Annotated in this window: 19 protein-coding genes; 9 read left to right on the forward strand and 10 right to left on the reverse strand. The window is 45.3% G+C overall.

The genetic code is table 11. From position 1 onward, the window contains the following. Window positions 1-93: 93 nt before the first annotated feature. The 5 genes from AC0J2X_RS10315 (at window position 94) to efpL (ending at window position 6,008) form a co-directional block, all read left to right on the forward strand. Window positions 94-1,272: a DUF418 domain-containing protein gene (locus tag AC0J2X_RS10315; RefSeq protein WP_061486722.1), complete on the forward strand. Its 1,179-nt coding sequence runs from the start codon at window positions 94-96 to the stop codon at window positions 1,270-1,272. 140 nt (window positions 1,273-1,412) lie between these two features. Beyond that, entirely contained in the window at window positions 1,413-2,354 is a 942-nt protein-coding gene (locus AC0J2X_RS10320) for a transporter substrate-binding domain-containing protein (protein WP_232375966.1), read from the forward strand. 274 nt (window positions 2,355-2,628) lie between these two features. Then, window positions 2,629-3,645 (forward strand): ligase-associated DNA damage response exonuclease, encoded by a 1,017-nt coding sequence (locus AC0J2X_RS10325; protein WP_069945257.1) that lies wholly within the window; start codon window positions 2,629-2,631, stop codon window positions 3,643-3,645. Next, entirely contained in the window at window positions 3,645-5,330 is a 1,686-nt protein-coding gene (locus tag AC0J2X_RS10330) for a cisplatin damage response ATP-dependent DNA ligase (protein WP_278711748.1), read from the forward strand. Before AC0J2X_RS10325 ends, AC0J2X_RS10330 begins: the two co-directional genes overlap by 1 nt. A 102-nt stretch (window positions 5,331-5,432) precedes the next feature. After that, window positions 5,433-6,008, forward strand: a complete 576-nt coding sequence (gene efpL, locus AC0J2X_RS10335) for an elongation factor P-like protein EfpL (RefSeq protein ID WP_278711747.1) — start codon at window positions 5,433-5,435, stop codon at window positions 6,006-6,008. A 101-nt stretch (window positions 6,009-6,109) separates the two neighbouring features. Here the strand turns inward: efpL and AC0J2X_RS10340 are convergent, their stop codons facing one another. Further along, window positions 6,110-7,078 carry a carbohydrate kinase family protein gene (locus tag AC0J2X_RS10340; protein WP_014951072.1) on the reverse strand — a complete coding sequence of 323 codons (969 nt, stop codon included), beginning with the start codon at window positions 7,076-7,078 and terminating at the stop codon, window positions 6,110-6,112. 285 nt (window positions 7,079-7,363) lie between these two features. Between AC0J2X_RS10340 and AC0J2X_RS10345 the strand changes: the two genes are divergently transcribed. Further along, complete coding sequence (locus tag AC0J2X_RS10345) at window positions 7,364-8,536, forward strand: ROK family transcriptional regulator (RefSeq protein ID WP_278711746.1); 1,173 nt, start codon at window positions 7,364-7,366, stop codon at window positions 8,534-8,536. A gap of 48 nt (window positions 8,537-8,584) precedes the next feature. Then, the gene (locus AC0J2X_RS10350; protein ID WP_472996004.1) at window positions 8,585-9,490 is read left to right on the forward strand and encodes a homocysteine S-methyltransferase family protein; all 906 of its coding nucleotides are present in this window, start codon (window positions 8,585-8,587) and stop codon (window positions 9,488-9,490) included. 16 nt (window positions 9,491-9,506) lie between these two features. Here the strand turns inward: AC0J2X_RS10350 and AC0J2X_RS10355 are convergent, their stop codons facing one another. After that, complete coding sequence (locus AC0J2X_RS10355) at window positions 9,507-10,253, reverse strand: hypothetical protein (RefSeq protein WP_278711744.1); 747 nt, start codon at window positions 10,251-10,253, stop codon at window positions 9,507-9,509. A 118-nt stretch (window positions 10,254-10,371) separates the two neighbouring features. On the opposite strand from AC0J2X_RS10355, the gene AC0J2X_RS10360 reads away from it, so the two are divergent. Then, window positions 10,372-11,274, forward strand: a complete 903-nt coding sequence (locus tag AC0J2X_RS10360) for a LysR family transcriptional regulator (protein WP_278711743.1) — start codon at window positions 10,372-10,374, stop codon at window positions 11,272-11,274. Here the strand turns inward: AC0J2X_RS10360 and AC0J2X_RS10365 are convergent. The 5 genes from AC0J2X_RS10365 to ubiG form a co-directional block, all read right to left on the reverse strand. Beyond that, on the reverse strand, window positions 11,264-11,923 hold the full coding sequence (locus AC0J2X_RS10365) for a glutathione S-transferase family protein (protein ID WP_278711742.1): 660 nt from the start codon (window positions 11,921-11,923) through the stop codon (window positions 11,264-11,266). The two genes, AC0J2X_RS10360 and AC0J2X_RS10365, sit on opposite strands and share 11 nt — an antisense overlap. After that, window positions 11,923-12,531 carry a glutathione S-transferase family protein gene (locus tag AC0J2X_RS10370; RefSeq protein WP_278711741.1) on the reverse strand — a complete coding sequence of 203 codons (609 nt, stop codon included), beginning with the start codon at window positions 12,529-12,531 and terminating at the stop codon, window positions 11,923-11,925. The genes AC0J2X_RS10365 and AC0J2X_RS10370 overlap by 1 nt, the downstream gene beginning before the upstream one ends. A 189-nt stretch (window positions 12,532-12,720) precedes the next feature. Then, window positions 12,721-13,719, reverse strand: a complete 999-nt coding sequence (locus tag AC0J2X_RS10375; RefSeq protein WP_278711740.1) for a lipase secretion chaperone — start codon at window positions 13,717-13,719, stop codon at window positions 12,721-12,723. Next, window positions 13,719-14,708, reverse strand: a complete 990-nt coding sequence (locus tag AC0J2X_RS10380; RefSeq protein WP_278711739.1) for an esterase/lipase family protein — start codon at window positions 14,706-14,708, stop codon at window positions 13,719-13,721. Before AC0J2X_RS10380 ends, AC0J2X_RS10375 begins: the two co-directional genes overlap by 1 nt. A 249-nt stretch (window positions 14,709-14,957) precedes the next feature. Next, complete coding sequence (gene ubiG / locus AC0J2X_RS10385) at window positions 14,958-15,710, reverse strand: bifunctional 2-polyprenyl-6-hydroxyphenol methylase/3-demethylubiquinol 3-O-methyltransferase UbiG (RefSeq protein WP_278711738.1); 753 nt, start codon at window positions 15,708-15,710, stop codon at window positions 14,958-14,960. 164 nt (window positions 15,711-15,874) lie between these two features. Between ubiG and AC0J2X_RS10390 the strand changes: the two genes are divergently transcribed. After that, a complete protein-coding gene (locus AC0J2X_RS10390; protein ID WP_014951082.1) occupies window positions 15,875-16,234 on the forward strand; it encodes a DUF2237 family protein in 360 nt (119 codons plus the stop codon). Window positions 16,235-16,315: 81 nt separating this feature from the next. Here AC0J2X_RS10390 and AC0J2X_RS10395 read toward each other — a convergent pair whose 3' ends face one another. The 3 genes from AC0J2X_RS10395 to AC0J2X_RS10405 form a co-directional block, all read right to left on the reverse strand. After that, a complete protein-coding gene (locus AC0J2X_RS10395; RefSeq protein ID WP_014977646.1) occupies window positions 16,316-17,749 on the reverse strand; it encodes an aldehyde dehydrogenase family protein in 1,434 nt (477 codons plus the stop codon). A gap of 32 nt (window positions 17,750-17,781) precedes the next feature. Next, entirely contained in the window at window positions 17,782-19,422 is a 1,641-nt protein-coding gene (locus AC0J2X_RS10400; protein ID WP_014951084.1) for an acetolactate synthase large subunit, read from the reverse strand. A gap of 151 nt (window positions 19,423-19,573) precedes the next feature. Then, window positions 19,574-20,458 (reverse strand): dioxygenase family protein, encoded by an 885-nt coding sequence (locus AC0J2X_RS10405; protein ID WP_069945113.1) that lies wholly within the window; start codon window positions 20,456-20,458, stop codon window positions 19,574-19,576. Between the last annotated feature and the right edge of the window lie 110 nt (window positions 20,459-20,568).

The raw sequence follows: 20,568 nt of genomic DNA on the forward strand, positions 1-20,568 counted from the left end.
CGACCTTATGCATTTTCTTAGCGTAAACTTCAGCGCAGAGTTTTTGACCTTCTTATGCTTCACGAATTAGCGATTTTCTTACAAGGACCGTACATGCGAATTCATTCAATAGACGCCGTTAGAGGTTTAGCCATTCTTGGCATCTTATTCATGAACATTACGTTTCACCAAAACGGTTACGCTAACTATGCATTTTTTGAAGAGCCGCTATTATCAGACACGGTTATTTCACTTTTTAACACGCTGTTTTTGGATGGACGATTTCGTTCTCTGTTCTGCTTGCTGTTCGGTGCAGGTCTGGCAATTCAATTTGAGTCCTGCGAAAAGCGCGGACACCATTTTTTAGATTTCTCACAAGCCAGACTTAAGTGGCTGTTTGTATTTGGGCTACTGCATGGCGTATTTATTTTCAGCGGCGACATTTTGCTTTATTACAGCCTGTGCGCATTTTTTATTTTAAAACACTTCACGCTCCCTCAAGATGAACTCAAAAAGAAAAGTATTCATTACCTTATTGTGGGAAGCGCAATTATGTTAGTTGGTGGGCTCGTCATGGCGTTTGTGTTCGACATGGGGGCTGAACTGCCAACGCGACCCAGTGAAACATTTAACGAAGAAGTCGCCTTGTGGCAAAGCGGCTATTTAACGCAACTTGGTATTCAAGCGTCATTTATGCTGTCTACGGTTATTGTCGCGCCATTCACTATGCTGTGGCAGTCTATGGGGCTTATGATGTTTGGCGCTTATTTGTATAGGGCAGGCTTTTTCAATCACGGCTTCTCGTCACTGATATTTAAGAAGTTAGTATTGGTTGCTATCGTCACATCCATCATTACTGCACTTCCGCAATTTTTATTCGAACAGGTAACATTAGATGTGATTCCCATGTTCACTAGCATTCCAGCCATTTTCTGTGCTTTGGTATACGCTCACCTATTGATAAACATAAGACATACTTCGACGTGGTGGTATCAGTCGCTTATAAACTGCGGCAAAGTTGCGTTCACGCTCTACCTAACCCAATCAATAGCACTCGCTGTGCTATTTCGCATCGTCATGCCCGCTTATTTTCCAAACTTTATTTACAGCGTAACGTTGCTTGATTTGCTTCTGGTCACCATTACCTTTACCGCAGTACAAGTTATTTTGGCGAACGCCATTACTAAGCACTTCAACCAAGGTCCCTTTGAAGCCCTATGGCGAAAAATGTATTTGCGCAGTTTTCACAAAAAGCAAAAATTGAAACATGATGAAGTAGAGCAGCTCACCTGAGGCCATGTCGCTTGCATCTTGAAAATTGTGTCTATACTGAACGGTAAACGTAACCTAAATAAGTAGGCCTGCTAAGCTTTACTCAATGTTAAAGGTTAGCAGGTCCAATGGCTTTTCCTTAGCCATTGAGGTAAATAGGCATGATACAAAATCAACGTCGAGTAGGGCTATTTTCAATAGTAGCGGTGATGATAATTCGGCACCTTTTCTGTCAACAAGCTTTTGGAAGTGTGTTGGACAGTGCGCAAACATCACAGCTCCCCCCTAGCAGTTACGAAGTTAAGATAGTCGAAAGTAGTGAGCTCGACTATGCCTCTCATGCCTATTACTCTGCATTACTTAAATTAGCGCTTAGCAAAACAGAAGACCCTATTAAACCAACATATCTCGTAGAGAGTAGCGGCAATTTGGTGCAAGAACGCGTTCTGCGCCAACTAAACCAAGAAGGGGGAATTGACGTTTTTTGGACAGTGACGTCAAAACTACGTGAACAGCAAGCCATTCCGGTGCGGGTTCCTCTATTGAACGGAATCATGGGCTATCGCGTCTCTTTGATCCGCCAAAGTACTCTACGTGAGTTTAACAATGTTCGTAGCGCGCCTGACCTAAAGCGATTTATTGCAGGTCAAGGTCACGACTGGCCCGATTTTCAGATTCTAGAGCACAACGGATTTACTACGTTAGGAACCAGTAATTACGACATTATCATTGAGCTTTTAAAGGCTGGTAGAATTGATTACTTTCCACGTGCGGCTCATGAGGCGGTGGTAGAGGCGAAATCACTAAACGACCCAGACATTATCATAGAGCCTTCAGTTTTATTGTATTACCCGTCTTACATGTTCTTCTTCGTTTCACAATCGAAACCTGAATTAGCGCAGCGCATAGAACGGGGATTAAATATTGCTCGACAAGACGGAAGCTTCGCCGCGTTATTTGAAAAGTACATTAGTTTTAAAGATATTGAAAAAGCGCTGAAGCTTTCAGAGAGAACCGTACTCAAACTTAATAATCCACACCTCTCCGAAGCGACGCTCGAGGCAACAGCATCAGAAGCCCAACAACTTGAGGTTGTACAATAGGTAGCTCGAATAGCACGTTATAAGACTACAGCATCCTTATCAGTGTTACTTCTCATCAAGGAAAGTATTCCATTGATTCAACCGCACATGTAATGTGAGAGACTTTTAAAGTGCCTCTTCCGAAGCTGTATCCAAGTCCATATCTACTGCGACAAACAAAGTGCTTAAGCGCTTTACAGTTCGAAAAAATCCTCAACGAACGAATATCAAATGGTCGATTTTAGGTACTCACTACGTAGTAAGAGCATTGTTTATTTCGTGGAAATTATGTGTAGTGCATCCATCAACATGGCTTAAAGCTGACGACACTGGCCTGTATTGCGAGCCGGGTGAATTCTATATTGACCCGATGAATGAAGTGGCCACAGCACTGGTCACTCACGGACACGCTGATCATGCTCGCGCAGGCCACCACAGTGTCTATGCCAGCGCAGAAACACTGGCCATTATGAAAACCCGCTACGGCGATGAAATGGCAACACACCAACACGCCATAACGCTAGGTAAGTCAGTGACATTTAATGACGTTGCGGTCACTTTTTTCCCCGCCGGACACATTTTAGGCTCTACTCAAATTCTTATCGAATATGCAGGTTATCGCGTTGTAGTTTCCGGCGACTACAAACGTCGCCACGATCCTACCTGCCCGCCGTTTGAAGTTGTCCCTTGCGATGTATTGATTACCGAGGCCACTTTTGGCCTTCCTGTATTTAAACATCCACCTATAGAGCACGAAATAGATAAGCTCCTTCACTCGTTACGTGTTTTTCCCGAACGATGCCACCTTGTTGGTGCGTATGCCCTTGGGAAATGCCAGAGGGTTATTTTAGCGCTACGTGAAGCGGGGTACGAAAAGCCCATCTACTTACATGGTGCGCAGCTAAAGCTATGCGATTTATATGAACAGCTTGGAATAAGTCTAGGCGCTTTAATTCCTGTATCCGACGTCGCAGATAAAAAAGCACTGGCAGGTGAGATTGTATTAGCGCCCCCCTCGGCATTGGCCGACAGGTGGTCGAGAAGCTTACCCAATGTGCGCCCTGTTATGGCGTCTGGCTGGATGCAAATTCGCGCCCGTGCGAAGCAAAGAAATGCCGAACTACCGCTTATTATTTCCGATCACTGCGATTGGCCAGAATTATTACAAACCATTGAAGAAGTGAATCCCAAAGAAGTATGGGTGACCCACGGTAGAGAGGACGCGTTAATGTATCAAGCTGAAAAAATGGGGTTCAAAGCTAGGGCATTATCGCTTGTCGGCTACGATGAAGAAGAGCAAGGAGGCGACTAATGAAAACATTTAGTAATTTGCTTGAGCAACTTTATTACACGTCGGGAAACAAAGCCAAAGCGCAACTCATTGCTGATTACATTGCCAACACACCTGACCCTGATCGTGGCTGGGCTATAGCCGCTATGGCCGGTACGTTGCGATTCGATTTTTTTAAGCGTAACACTGTGAAAAAGCTCATTACCGAACACACTGACTCTGCACTTTTTGCAATGAGCTACGATTATGTGGGAGAGGTTAGCGAAACCGTGGCGCATTTATGGCCTTACAGTGAACCTACGGATAATCTTCCAAGTCTTACTGAAGTCGTAGAAACCTTTGCGTCTGTGAGTAAACAGAAGGTGTCGGAAACGCTAGCCAACTACCTGACGATAATGACCCCTGCACAGCGCTGGGCTTTATTGAAACTTGGCACCCGCGGATTGCGCATAGGCGTGTCGGCTCGCTCCATTAAACAAATACTGGCCGATTATGGCAATAAAGATATCAAAGAAATTGAAACGCTGTGGCACGCGGTTACACCACCCTACACCGACATGCTTGCTTGGCTAGAAGGCAAAGCTGACAAACCTGACATTGAAAATGCAGTTACTTTCCACCCCGTGATGCTCTCCCACCCTATTGAGGACAGCGATATTGATGCTTTTACGGAAAACACGTGGCAAATTGAAAACAAGTACGACGGTATTCGTGTTCAGCTTGCTGTTAAATCGGAGCCTATTGCCAGTAAATGCGCCACAAGAAAAGACCAGAACGATAACAAAAAAGGGCAAACAACAGATGAAGAGACGCCGGATAAGGCGCTTTTCTCACGCACAGGAGATGACATTAGCCATTCTTTTCCCGACCTACTTGAAACGGTAAAAGGAAATATGGTGCTAGACGGTGAACTACTGGTTATTCATAACATAAAAGGCGACGCTTATGACGCTATGGCTTCACAGCCGAATGTCGACACATTCAATGCACTTCAGCAACGCCTCAACAAAAAAAAGCCAAGTAAAGCACTGCAAGCGTCTTCACCTGTTGGACTTATTGTCTACGATGCCTTGGTGCTAGATGGCAAAGATTTAACTGAGAAAACGTTGAAGGAACGTCGCCAGGCGCTCCACGAATGGTTTAACCATAACAAAAGCGAGCGCTTGTTTTTATCGGAAACCCTTTCTGCGAGCTCTCCTAAAAGCCTTCGTGAACTTCATGCCCGCGTTTGTCAAAATCGCGCGGTGGAAGGGTTGATGATAAAGCGCTTAGATAGCAAGTACATCCCCGGCCGTCCCAAAGGGCAATGGTTCAAGTGGAAGCGCGACCCGCTGGTGGTTGATGCGGTAATGATGTACGCGCAGCGAGGGCACGGGAAACGATCGAGCTTCTATTCCGATTACACGTTCGGTGCATGGGAAGACGACCAGCTTCTGCCAATAGGAAAAGCATATTCTGGATTTACCGACGAAGAACTTAAGAAGCTAGACAACTGGGTACGGCGCAATGCAGTGGGACGCTTTGGCCCTGTGCGGGAGGTAAAGAAAGATCTGGTGTTAGAAGTGGCTTTCGACGCGGTTCACCCTTCCTCAAGACATAAATCGGGGGTAGCGCTGCGCTTCCCTCGCATTCACCGTATTCGTTGGGATAAACCCGCCGCCGAAGCTGACACGCTAACCAACGTTAAAGCGTTAATCGAAAACTAACCACGTAAAAATACTTCCTAAGTAAGAAAAAATCGCTGAAAATGAAGTTTTACAGATGACCTCGGGCGGATTGCCTGAAGAGAACAAAAATAGGAAATCGCCATGCCTAAGGCTAGTGAAATCAAAAAGAATAACACCGTGGTATTTGACGGTAAGACCTGCATAGTTAGAGACATAGAACGTTCTGTACCCCAAGGTCGTGCAGGTGGCAGCATTTATCGCATGCGCATGTATGACGTCGTCACAGATGCTAAGTACGACGAAACATTTAAAGACTCAGACACATTAGATATGGCTGATTTAATTCGTCGTCCGGCAATGTTTTCTTATGTTGATGGTGACGAATACATTTTTATGGATAAGGAAGACTACACGCCTTATCACTTGAACAAAGAAAGTATTGAAAATGAGGCGCTATTCATTAATGAAGACACCGACGGTATTCAGGTGGTTATCGTAAGTGAAGTGCCAGTAGCGCTAGATTTGCCAATGAGCGTAGAGCTTGAAGTTGTTGAGACAGACCCATCTATTAAAGGCGCCTCTGCTACGTCTCGAACCAAGCCTGCCACGCTTTCAACCGGACTGGTTGTACAGGTGCCTGAATACATCAGCACTGGCGAATGGATTAAGGTTAATACTGAAGAGCGTAAGTTCCAAAGCAGAGCAGATAAGCACTAAGCCTCCAATACATCAGCTGACGCCACCTTTGCCGGTGCGCAGCGATTGAAGAAAAAAGGGTTCATTTTGAACCCTTTTGTTTATCTTAAGATAATCGATACTTATTTAGCGATATTAGCCTGCGTTGGCAATGCGCTAAACGCACCATACTGCGTTACCGTGTAAGCACCACAGCGGATAGCAAATTCCGTAGCTTCGCTTACATTCTCGAAGTTCTCCGCCCACGCGTCGAAGTCATCAGCGCTTTTCACTTTTGTAGATAGGAAATATAAGAAGCCACCAATAAAAGAGTCACCCGCTGCCGTCGTGTCTTTTACATCCATTTTAGGTGACGCTAACGTGCCGCTGAAGGACTTGGTAATATAGTGAATGGGCTCACCACCATCGGTGACTAGCACCACTTTAACGCCACTATCTAACCACTGCTGAACCTTTGTATCAGCATTTTCTTCGCCATATAGCTCTGCGAGTTCTTCTCGGCTAGCCTTTAAAACAGACACTTTCTTTGCAGCTTCATCTATACGTGACGGCGCATTCGCCGTGTCATCCCAAAACGCTGGGCGATAGTTAATATCCAAACACACCATCATGCCGTTTTCCTTCGCCTTGTTCAGAATAAACTCGGTACCAGGAATAAGTTCAGGGCCTGAAATAGAACCTGAGCAAAAATGAAGCACTGTATTTTTATCACAATCTATCGTCGACAAATCTTGCTCTGAAATGTGTTTATGCGCGGCATTATCAACATAAAAATCAAAAGAGCGTTCGCCGTCTGCATCCAAGTTTACAAATGCCAGAGCCGTATTACCTTCTTGTGTAGTCCACACGAAGTCAGTGTTTACTTTGTAATGCTCTAGCATTTCTTTAAGAAACGCGCCAAAAGTATCGTCACCTACTTTCGAGACCATCGCACTCTCACCACCTAGCTGAGCTACAGCGACTGCCACATTAGCAGGTGCACCACCCGCGTAGGGCTGGAAAGGTTTCATTGCTGGTATGTTGCCATCTTTGGGCGCAGCACCTTGGCTTAACATATCAATTAGCACTTCACCTAAACATAAAATCTTCATACCAGCCTCACTTAACAGAATTTAAAAATTGCAGCTTACCTATGCACAGTTCGCGCAAGGTTAACGAATCGTTAATTAATTGGGGCATAGTATTGTCGAAAGAATCAATTAAATCAACCTAATTGATTTAACCTTTTGCGCAAAAATCAACGGGTGTGATAGGGTTGACCTAGTACTGTCGAATAAAGTTATGTCTGAACAAGTACCTACACCATTTCTTAAATTTGATACACGGCTAGGTTGTTATTACACTCTAGCTTCTTAAAACGATAGATTGTAAATACATTGAATACTGAATCGGCCTTTCACCTGCCATCACAAAAAGCACCTACATTGCTTGATAGCCGCTCAGCGAATGAACGGGATATCCTTACCCTAATTCGCCAACGTTCTTCATTGCCTAAAGCTGAAATAGCACAGTTAACGGGGCTGTCTGCACAATCAGCGACAGTGATCATTAAAAAACTAGAGGCTGACGGCCTAGTAAGGCGACTAAAGCCAATCAAAGGCGGAGTAGGCCAGCCCAAGGTGCCGTTTGGTCTAAATGAAAACGGCGCGTTTGGTATAGGGCTGAAAGTAGGTCGACGAAGTTTCGATATGACGTTACTCGACTTGAAAGGCAATGTAAGAGCAACACTTCACGAGAAGTTTGCCTACCCGACCGTAAGCAATCTGCTTACCTTTGCAAAACGTGCTTTCAATGTACTCATTAAAAATTTGGATACCGACCAACAGCGCCTAATCCGAGGTTTAGGCGTTGCTATGCCCTTCGAAATTTGGAGTTGGGCAGAAGAAGCCGGAGCCCCAAAAACTGAATTGGAAGAGTGGAGAGAGTTTAACCCACAAGCGGCGTTGGAAGATTTATTATCACTGCCTGTTTTTATAAAAAATGATGCTGGAGCAGCGTGCAGCGCAGAGATGTCTTTCGGTAATTCCCAAAACTACAATAGTTTTCTTTACATCTTTGTGGGCACATTCTTAGGTGGTGGCCTGGTACTCAATAACCAGTTAGTTAATGGAAAAACAGGCAACGCTGGGGCCATTGGCTCTTTGCCCTTTTACAATGGCAGTACACAAAGCCAGCTAATAACCCAGTCTTCACTTTATTTGCTGGAAAGAAAGCTAAACGACGCTGGGCATAACGGTCAGCATATTTATGAATCGCCATCCCACTGGTCTTGTGACACGCGCTCAATAGAAGACTGGTTAAACGAAACCGCCAGAGGATTGGCCTTTGCGACTCAATGTGCAATGAGCTTGTTAGACCTAGACGGCGTAATCATAGATGGCGCAATTCCTGATGATGTCAAAAACGCATTGGTCGCGCATACGCAAAGCGCGATGGAGACGCTTGATATGCGTGGCCTTGCTCAGGTACAGATAAGCGAAGGTCTTGTAGGCAGAAAAGCGCAATCCATTGGAAGTGCAAACCTAGCCCTTCAGGCAAATTATTACTAATCATCTAACATCTCAAAAGGTTTGGCTTTGGGCAGCATGAAAGAAGGAATGCATGACATTTTAATTTTAGATGGCGGCATGGGGCGAGAGCTGAAAAAGACAGGTGCGCCCTTTAAGCAGCCAGAGTGGTCAGCACTGGCACTAATGCAAACACCTGAATTAGTAAGTGATGTACACAAACGTTTTCTTGAAGCTGGTGCCTGCGTTATTACCACTAACGCCTATGCGCTTGTACCTTTTCATATTGGGGAAAATACATTTAGGGAGCAGGCTTTTACTCTCGCTCAGAATGCGGCCGAACTCGCTCGAGGCGCAGTAAACGCACTAAAGAGCGATGGTGACAATAAGCGATTTGTCGCGGGTAGCGCTCCTCCGGCTTTTGGTTCTTACCGCCCAGATTTATTTGATGCAACCCGTGTAGCCGACATTCTCACACCGCTTATTAAAGCGCAGGAGCCCTACGTTGATGTTTGGTTGATTGAAACTGCAAGCTCGGTAGAAGAAGCTAAAGCCGTGGTATCACTTATAAAACAGCACTCTACACTGCCTTTATGGCTGTCATTTTCCGTTAGTAATCGAGAAACATCTAACGAGCCTGTGACATTGCGCTCAGGTGAGCCGCTAAGTGAGATAGCGCCAATATTGAGCAAAGTACAGAGCGTGCTTTTCAATTGTTCGCAGCCGGAAGAGATGGAAGACGCTATTTCAATAACGCGAAGTTTAAATACTTCGATTAATATTGGCGCTTATGCAAATAGCTTTTCTGAGAGAAAACGTACGCACGCGGCCAACGCGCTACTTTCCGAAATACGTGACGATATAACCCCCGCCCGCTATGTTGAATACGTTAAGACTTGGGTGGCTGCTGGCGCAACTATCATCGGGGGCTGCTGTGGTATCGGCCCTGAACATATTAAAGCCATCAGCGACGTTTTTGGTCAAGAAAAGTACTAAATAGACGTGGCTAGCTTTACAGCGCAGAGTCCTGTGTTTCGAAATACAATAATGAGTATAAGTCGCATACTGCAAACGCCGCATTGAGCTGCTCCACACTAGGCACATGCGTTTCCGTTGGTTTTATCGCTGGTTCGCTACATCCTTTTACGAGTATTAACGCATCATAAGAAGGGCGTGTACCAATACTATGAACGTACAGTTGACTATCGCCAAGCTCAATGATTGACCATGAATTAGCGCTCGGATCATTAGGGGCATCTACATCGGCGTGTTGCCGTTTATACTGTTTTGACACTCGACGTTTAAACAGCAACTCAACGAATGTCAGTTTCGATTCACTTAGCCACTGATTGCCGCCTCGTTCAAAGTGCCTCTTAAAGAATTCCGCAGGAATAGAAAATTGCTCTCCATTAATGAGCTTATTTAAATCAAAAATAGCCGGCAACAGTGTAACCATGCTGCTCTGAGAAAAAGCGCCAGCGTGATCCAGATCTAAAGACTCAAGAACTAGCGCTTTATATGAACTGTCTATCTTGTAGATAAGTTGATAATCGTGTGGCGAGTAGTATAGCGGCAGATGACTAGCGTAGAGATCGGTACCATCGGAAAACACTACCATTCCGTGAGATCCAACTTTATCGTGAGTAGCGTGTGTTGTGGCAACTGGCGCTAACTCGCGGCCGACGACATTCGCACTGGAGGCGGGTGTATTAATGAAAGTCGCGAATATATATAAAGCAGTAAGAAAGAGATATTTCATAAGGCGGCAAGTATGTTTGAAAGGCTACTGTGGCAATACTGACATTCAATTTACATACAGTTAAGCTACAATTAAGATTCAATTAATTCCCAATTGGAAGCAATATAGCGATGCACTTATGGATATTGAAGACTTAAGAAAATTTATTGTTGTTGCGCAATATGAGAACTTGAACAAGGCGTCCCAGCATTTATCAGTGACCACGGGCGCGTTGTCTAAAGTAGTAAAGCGCATAGAGCATAAATTGGAGGTGCAAGTATTTGACCGAGTAGGTAAACATATTCGACTAAACCAACGGGGTAACAAATTTCTGCTTTATGCCACTCATCTTGTGCACGAAGCCGATCAAGCGCTCAGTGAGTTTAGAGGAAGTACTGCGGTATACAACGTTACTGTTGCTGGCCCATCGCTATTGCTTCAATACTACTTACCTACGTTGCTTTCCAAGCCCTCTTTTGTACAAACTCACTTTCACGTAAATATTAATGCTTGTTGGGAAGGTAAAGCGCTGGATAGTGTGTCAAAAGGGGGAAGCGATCTCGCTATTGCCACCTCTTTTGCGATGGAAGAACGAGAGAAAGACCCTTCGCTTCATCATATATCGTTAGGTTCGTCTACATATGTGGTCGCTGCAGCGGAAAACCACGCTGCGGTAACTGAAGCAAAGAACGGCGCATTAACAAGTCAAAGTTTGTACGGTTACGCATTCGCCTGCCCTGATGTTTCGCCCTTTTGTGGAATAAAACGCGGCATCGGTTCTGATGGATGGAGAGACGACAAAGTGCCCCGCTCAATTCGCTATCGATGTAATGATTTTGGCACGCTGATATCTATTGTTCGACAAGGACTGGCCTTGGCCTACGTGCCTGACTTCATAGCAAAAAGCCATAACCTTACTAGCGTCGATGTATTAGGTTATGACTTTTATCATACGGAGCACTTCGAACTTGTTTACAAACCTAGCATGGCATCGGGATGGCTCAACCGGTTTGTCGACTCAGTTAAAAGCGCTATTTCGTAACAACATTTTTAGCCCCTTTGATCAGTGCTTCTCTGTCAATTTTATTAGGGACTTCCACTCCACGCCGTGCGGCTGGCCTCGCTTCAATACTGTTTTTCCAACGGGTTAAGTTGTCTAACCCTTCTATGCTTACACCAGACCATTCATAGGTACGCACCCAACACCAGTTCGCCATGTCAGCAATACTGTAGTCGTCGACCAAATACTCTCGATTTTCTAGCCTCCCATCTAGCACGGTGAATAGGCGACGTACTTCGTTTTGATAACGTGCTATCGCCACCGGAATTTTTTCTTCTAAGTAACGGTGGAACACATTAGCTTGGCCCATCATTGGGCCTATGCCTCCCATCTGAAACATGACCCACTGTAAAACCTGGCTTTTTCGCTTTGCGTCGGAGGGTAAAAACATACCGCTTTTTTCTGCGAGATAAATCATGATAGCGCCAGACTCAAACACGATGTGACCGTCGGCTTCTCTATCCACAATTACAGGAATGCGGCCATTGGGGTTCATTGCCAAAAATTCAGGAGTTTTCTGCTCTCCCTTCATCAGGTTTACGGCATGGGCGGTGTATTCAAGCCCCATTTCTTCAAGCGCTACCGACGCTTTCCAACCGTTCGGTGTGGCTGCGGTGAATAAATCTATCATTAGGCTTTTGCACTCTCTCTGTTACTTACCGCCTCATACCAGCGCGCCAGATTGACATGCTCGTCAGTCATACGAATTTTTACCACACGGGCGAAATCCATAGCGCATAACGCGGTTATATCAGCAATAGAAAAGGTGTCACCAGCAATAAACTCTTTAACACCAAGTCGACGCTCTAAAATGTTCAAATATTTCGACGCATTAATACCCGCTTCCTTACCGAATTCAGGAACCGGCGTCATACGATCTTTAAAGTAGCCTGTAGTATGTTGAAAACACATACCAATTTGCATCATAAACGCGAACTCTACTTGTCGTTGCCACATAGAAATAGTCGCTTTTTCAACGGGCGTTGTTCCCATTAGCGGTGGCTCTGGCTGCAGTGCTTCAAAATACGTACAAATGGCATCGGTTTCGGCAATACAGGTGCCGTCATCAAGCTCTAAAATAGGCATCTTTCCCAGCGGGTTCTTCGCGCGCATTTCCGCAGTTAGATTTTCACCCTTTTGAATGTCGACCTGAACGTAGTCAACGTCAATGCCCTTCTCAGCCAAAAACATTCGTACTCGACGTGGGTTGGGCGCAGTCTTTGTTTCGTAGATTTTCATAATGATGATTACGGGCCTTATGGTGATTAGTCAGGAATTGTAATAACCCAAGATTAGTAACTGTGCAGTACGCTTTCAAATCACTCTGTATATGACTCATACTATTCAGCGCCTTTATGGTTATACCTCTGTGTTTTTCGCAGATAATTAACCAGTTGCAGGTCTTGAACCAGCTCTATCTAGATGCTGCTACAGCGCTGTGAGTACTTTAAGACGCTTTATTTCATTGTCAGTAAAATGGGCAGATTGATACTCTTGCAGTGCTTTTTCTATTGCGTTTGAATCAAGAGATTGCTGAACCAAGTTATCGCGGAATGTTTTGTATTCGGCAATTCTGTTTTGCCACTGAGCTTGTTGTGCCCATGTTTTGGAAAAGCGTTCTGCAACTTCGCTACCAAATTCAGCCGCCACTGCGTTATAGCGATCGTTAATAGTGCTGTGGTTGTTTTTTATTTCGTTTATTCGATGCATATTAAGCGTGGGCTGGAAGGCTTCACGTTCGGCAGAGTTTCCCACTTTAATTGACTCGACGATAAGGGCCTTTCTCTCGTCTCTGGACAAGGTGTTTTCTTGGGCAACACTTAAACGTGCTAGCGCCGCCTCGTCTACCTGCGCTTCTTGACTAAACAGATAGTGGTATTCAGTATTATTAAAGTAAGTTCGTCTAATTTCCTCTCGCTCATCTAGTTTAAACGACACATCCTGCAAGCTGTGACTGGCAAGGTCGACGTCCAATTCAACCAAAGACAGCGCTACTTTGTAATCGACATACCGGGCAAATAAGTCGATTGCGTCACCTTGCGTGCTGAGTGTGAATACTTCATGAGCATGGGTTGTGTAGGCAAGTTTCACTGCTTGCGGCACTTCTGAGGTGCGTGCAAATACGAAGCGATCGAAAGCGTCTTTGGTTGAGTAATTGAGTTCAAAGGGAATGAGATCAGCTGCAATATCAGAGTCACTATCCCGATGACTACCTACATCAGTTACTTGATGTACTGCACCGCCTCCTTCTAACTCATATTCTCCGGCTTTCGCTTGTTCACCTAAGGATGAGCGTTGACTGAAAATTTCTGAATTAGAGGTTTGGGATTCAGACGCTAACTGGTTGTAAAGAATAGCACCGAATACTAAGAGGGCGAGCAGCCCTCCTAGTATTGGAAAAACACGGCGTAATTGACGCTTCTCCACTACAGTCCTAAGCCTTTCAGTCGGTTAGCCTGACGAACAAACACGTCAACTGGGTCGGTTTCAAACCAGTGCGTTATGCCAAAGCTCTGGTTGACTTCATCAAGGTGGTTCATTTTATAGTTGTCTTTAAGTACTTTGCCTAAATGAGAACTACAGGTCGATACTAGCCCATCGTTTGGCTCTTTGAATGCGGTGCCAGTAATAGCTAAGAATGGGTCAACTACATCAAGTGCATTGGTGTAAGTTCTGCCTCCGCTCCACGAGAAATAGTACACGCCATTTTCAGCCAGCATTTCTCCATCGTTGCGGCAGTAGGCAGTAGGCATCCCTTCTGGATATTTTTGATTGAAAGCAACAGAGCCAGACGTAGACAATGAATTAAGCGCAGCGATTGAATCTGTAGGTTTGTCTCGCGGATCTGACCCAGAGGCAATCTCGATGATATTGGCGAACGCATTAACTACAACGCCCGCAGCACCCTCGCCCACTGAACCTTCAGAAAAAGCGTCTCGTAGTTCATCTGCCACTTTGCTTCCCCAGTTTACGCCGGCAACTGAACTTACCGAAGCAACCTTATCTGGGGCAACGCTTGCGGCGTAACGTGCCGTTGGACCACCGTGACTGTGTCCAATTAAATTCACTTTGTCAGCTCCTGATAGCGCCAGAACTTCATCAATGTAATCGAGTAACTGTTCACCGCGGACTTCGGTCGAGTTTGCTGGTGAGACCTCTGCGATATAGACAACAGCGCCGTTTCGGCTAAGTTTGTGCGGTACCTTATAGAAATAATCAACAAATAAGATATCTTCGAACCCAAACAGACCGTGAACTAACACAATAGGGTGCTTGGTTTTTGCGTAGGTGCCAGCGTAGGCTTGGCCAGACAAGCCTAATGTCATACTGAACAAAGCTAATAACACGGCGAATTTACCGAGCCATGGTTTTGTAGAGCGTATTCTTATAGAGCGTAAGTGGTTATATAGTGTCATCGAGTGTGTCCCATAATTATGGTTATATGTGGTCTGTGGTCAGACCTTTGTTATAATAATGTAAACACTATGTAAAGATCAACCTTTGTGTGAAATCTTTAATAAAGGCTTTTACTGTGTATAGGTAAATTTTCGACGGAGTTAGTTACTATTAGTCAGTTAATTCAGAAAGATAGCGTCAGGTATGAAGTATGTTAACCCATACCATTTGCACTAAACATACAGGACATAAATAACACTTATAGTCGCTTATTTATGTTTGGAATATGCTTGAATGTAGTTTACCGCTAGGCTCGAAGTGGTTAGCCACTCTCCTTTAAGTGGGTTTAGCCTCATACCGACCTGATACTTAAGGGTAAACTCATTTCCAATCCAGCGTTTTAATTCGCAGGGCTTAACAAATTTCTTCCAGTCATGGGTTCCTATTGGTAAGTAGCGCATTACGTATTCCGCTCCCACTATGGCAACAACATAACTTTTCAGCGTGCGGTTCAGCGTCGCCAAAATCAGGAGGCCACCCGGCTTAACCAAACTTGCGCACTCGCGCATAAGCTGCTGCTGGTCAGGCACGTGCTCAACAACTTCGGCGTTAATTACCACATCATATTGCCGACCTTCTTCTACTACCTCGCTTGAGAGTTTATGCTGATAGTCTACCTTTACTCCTATATTTTGAGCATGGCGCTTTGCCACTTCTACGCTCACCGCACTGGCATCTATTCCCGTAACTTGAGCGCCTAATTTTGCTAGCGGTTCGCTTATTAGCCCACCGCCACTGCCAATATCTATCACTGATAAGGCGGAATAATTGGGAGGCAAGTTGCCCTGACCGAAATGATTTTCTATTTGTGCTTTTATAACGTTTAGTCTTGCCCGATTAAAATCCAGCGCGGTTTTGTATTTGCCTTCTGGATCCCACCAAGAGTCAGCCAGCGCATCGAAGCGCGCAATCTCTTGTTCAGAAAAGTTACTGTCGCCTGTTTTTTTGCTTTTATCGAGCACGATTTTTTACCTTAAAACGTAGTTACCGTAGCGCTTATTGTTGACCCTTGTCGAGCAGGGTCATAAGGTGGATAGATAAGGTTCTATTCATCCTAAATTCGCTACTTGGCGATTTGAATAAGACATACCTATTAAACCATACGTTGTAAAAGAGGGTTCTGATTTTGGCGAACGCAAAAAATGTTTATGGACGCCCACTCCAGCTATGCTGTGGAAATACTGGATTTACTCGAGAAGGATTTTGCTATGTACCAGACGCTGATGTGGGTAATCACAGCGTATGCGCGGTTGTCACTGACGAATTTCTTCAATTTTCGCTACGACAAGGCAACGACCTCATCACGCCGTGGCCTAGTATGACATTTCCTGGCCTGTTAGCAGGCGACAGATGGTGTTTGTGTGCCGCTCGCTGGCTACAAGCCTATGAGGCAGGTGTAGCGCCGAAAGTACGCTTGGAAGCCACACATGAAAAAGCGTTAGATATTATTCCACTTTCACTGCTAGAAGAGTACGCGGCAGATTAATCTAAACCTGCCGCCTCGCCCTCGAATGCTTATATTCGCACTATTGCGCGAACATTGCTTGATTGAGCAGTGAAGTTCAATTTACTGCTGAGGAGTACGAATAACCATAAGTCGAGTCTCAGACATATCTTCAATCGCATAGCGAATACCTTCGCGCCCTAGACCTGAGTCCTTCACGCCACCATAGGGCATGTTGTCCACCCGCCAGCTAGGTACATCTCCAATGACCACACCGCCAACGTCAAGCACGTCCCATGCTTTGTGCGCTTTGTATATATCGCGGGTAAACACACCTGCTTGAAGTCCGTAGCGGCTGTTATTTACTTCTTCAAGCGCTTCGTCATAGTCATCGAATGGCACCAGAATAGATAGAGGGCCAAACGCTTCTTCGGCACTGGCATCACAATCCTTTGGTACATTTTCCATTACCGTAGCCTCAAGCATGGCGCCGTCTCGTGTTCCGCCGCATAGAATGGTGGCACCTTTCTCTTTTGCTTCTTCAATCCAGCCGTGAAGGCGCTCTGCTTCGCCTTCTGAGATCATAGGGCCAATAAAGGTGTCTTCATTAGACGGGTCGCCAGACACTAACGCTTTCACTTTTTCCACATAGCGCGACTTAAACTCATCGTATATTTTGCTGTGCACTAAAAGGCGCTGAACACTTATACAACTTTGCCCTGATTGATAATAAGCTCCGACAATTACCCGGTCGATGGCGTCTTCAATATCGGCATCTTCATCAACTACACATGCGGCGTTACCGCCAAGCTCCAATACCACCGGCTTCTTTCCTGCTTTTGCTTTAAGCGCCCAGCCCACATCAGGTGAACCTGTGAAGCTAAGCAGCTTTAGTCTTTCATCAGTAGTGAATAAATCAGCGCCGTCGCGGCTACAGGGTAGAATAGAAAATGCGCCTTTGGGTAAGTCGGTTTCAGCTAATACCTCACCAATAATAAGCGCACCAATAGGGGTTCGCGAGGCAGGCTTAAGTACAAAGGTACAGCCTGCTGCGATTGCAGGAGCCACCTTGTGCGCAGCCAAATTCAGAGGAAAATTAAACGGCGATATAAATGAACATGGACCTATGGGGACCTTCTTGGTCATGCCCTGATAACCTTTGGCGCGCGCCGAGATTTCTAAATTCACCACCTCGCCGTTAATACGCACTGATTCTTCTGCCGCTATTTTGAAGGTATCGATAAGACGGCTGACTTCGCCCTTAGCGTCTTTAATTGGCTTACCAGCCTCTATACAAAGCGCTTGTGCCAACTCATCGGCTCTTTCGGTAAAGCGCTTCACACAGTGCTCTAGCACCGCTTGTCTTTCGAAAGGAGCCATGGCGGCCATCGCAGGCTGCGCTTCTTCTGCTGCAGCAATGGCCTTATCGATGGTATCCGCATCGGCCATCGCCACCTTGGTTGCTACCTCTCCGGTGTATTTATTAGTCACGTCCAAGTCGGTATTGGCATAATGTGGCTCACTCGCTAAATAATAGGGATAGCTTTCCTTCAACATTTTTTACTCCTTACCTTTCTGTTACGTTTGGCTTAAAGCTTGGCGCTAAGCTCTTTAATAGTATGATTTAGTGTTTTGTCATTCATACTGTAATCAACTGGACAATCGATAATATGTACGCCTTTTGTGTTCAAACACTTATCAACCAAGTGAATAAGTACATCCGCATCGTCAACTCTCCAGCCCTGCGCGCCGTAACTTTGTGCGTATTTAACAAAGTTGGGGTTGCCATAATCTAAACCAAACTCATCGAACTGCATGTTTGCTTGTTTCCACTTGATCATTCCGTACGCATCGTCGCGCAAGATGATCACCACAAGGTCAAGCTTAAGTCTAACGGCAGTCTCAATTTCTTGGCTATTCATCATAAAGCCGCCATCGCCGCATACGCTTACCACAGGGACATCAGGCTTCACTAATTTGGCTGCTATAGCTGATGGCAAACCGGCTCCCATTGAAGCCAGTGCGTTATCTAAAAGCAGGGTATTCGGATGATATGCGGGGTAATTTCGGGCAAACCATATTTTATATACGCCGTTGTCTAACGTAACAATGCCGTTATCAGGCATAACTTTACGAATATCGCGTACAAGACGTTCTGGTAAGATAGGGAATCGATTATCGTCTTCTGCTTCAGCACGGTGGTCTACATAGGCTTGATGCACATCTTTGTAGAAGTCGAGTTTCCAACTGTCTTGGGGAGTAATGCCTTCTTTTATTTGCCAGATGCTGTTAGCAATATCTCCAACGACTTCGAGTTGCGGGAAGTAAACAGGGTCTACGGCAGCCGAATCAAAGTTGACATGAATCACTTTTTTATCGTTGTGATGCATGAAGAACGGTGGCTTTTCTACCACATCGTGGCCTACGTTGATAATAAGATCGGCACGCTCTATTGCCCTGTGTACAAAGTCACCGTCAGACAGAGCAGTATTCCCTGCAAAGCGCGGGTCGCTTTCGTTTAGTACCCCTTTGCCCATTTGGGTGGTAACAAATGGAATGCAGGTTTTATCAACAAACTCCCTGAGCATTTTCGCTGTTAGCTTTCTGTTTGCTCCGGCGCCAATCAATAACAAAGGTGACTGGGCTTCTTCAATCATAGTAACCGCAGCAGCAATTGCTTTGTATTCGGCGATAGGTCGACGGGCCATGCTAGGTGTTAGTATTTGGGCACTGGTTTGTTCTGCGGCAATGTCTTCCGGTAGTTCAATGTGTACAGCGCCCGGGCGCTCTTCATGGGCTAGACGAAATGCCTCTCGCACAGTAGAAGGTATTCTATCGCCACTCACAATCTGGTTGGTGAATTTAGTGATCGGCCGCATCATGTCAACGATGTCGATAACTTGAAAGCGACCTTGCTTGCTGGTTTTGATCGGCTTTTGCCCAGTAATCATCAACATTGGCATAGCGCCAAGTTGAGCATAAGCCGCGGGAGTAACTAGATTAGTGGCCCCAGGTCCTAAGGTCGAAAGGCACACTCCCACTTTTCCGGTAAGCCTGCCGTAAGTAGCAGCCATAAAACCAGCACCTTGCTCGTGACGCGTCAGCACCAGTTTAATAGAGGACTCGCGCAACGACTCAAGTAAGTCGAGGTTTTCTTCACCTGGGATACCAAAGACGTATTCCACGCCTTCTGCTTCTAACGCTTTAACAAATAAATCGGACGCTTTCATGTGCTGCACGCTCCTTGTAATTTGAGCAGAAAATAAAGTTCTTATTAGTTGTGCTACGAAACAATGCTGCGAATGGGTTTACTGTGCGTAATAAAATGCCCGTTGCTAACGGGCATGTTAAAAAATAGTGTATAGGAGAGAAAAAGGAAGTCTAATCACTGATTATTATGCGCTTGTATGCGAGCAAAGAACCATCTTCGTTTTGTGACACACTAAATGTATATTCATTGTAGTCACTGCCAAACACTGTATCTTGCCCCAGCAACGTGTCTGGCTCACCCCGGTGACTGTAGTCGGGATGATTGGTACAAATGTCTTGGCAAAAGCTATCGGAAAAGCCAAATTGAGAAACCAATTGATCAGTATTGTTGCGACGTATACGAAAATGGATGTGGATAGCTCGGCTGCTGTACCAGCCGGGAAAACAGCTTTTTAGGTTTATTCTTCCGCTAGCATCTGTCACCGCAATAGCTCTGAACCACTTCGCACTTAATGCATCCACTTCATTTCCCGTGCAAAATGCCGAATTAAATCCGCTGGCATCGGCACTATCACTGGTATCTCCTGAATAAACGCCATCTACATCGCAATGCCATACTTCAATTTCATAACCCGATAGGGGATTACACGCTTCATCAATTAACTGAAGACACAACATCATCGGCAAACCTGTTTGCTCATATGAGATGTCGTCAAGATAGTCACTTTGAAAATAGCACGGGCCTTCCGTTTGAGAACCTGTGAGAGCCACACTGCATACAGAAGCAGTGTCAAATAAACTATCGTCTGGAAAGTCTGACGTCATAGCTGACGTGCCACCGCTTGCCCAACCGTCAAAATCTTCTTCAGGTTCGGCATTTGAATCGGTGTCGTTATTGGAAGATGAGGAGTTAGATGCTGTGGAACTTGTAGAGGTGGAATTAGAACCTCCACAACCCCACAACCCGATAGCAATAGGAGCCAATGTAAGCCCCACCGCTGTTTTCATAAAGCGGCGTCGCTTGAGCGGCTTTTCCGTTAATTTTTTTGATGTCATCGTGCGTTGCCCTTGGTTGTCTTTGCAAAAAAGACATTTAGCTAAAGGACAAGGTTCTCTTATTTACTCAAGCTTTACGTAGCTTTACACAGTAAATAAGCAAAGTGAAA

Source organism: Alteromonas sp. R7 (assembly GCF_055755235.1).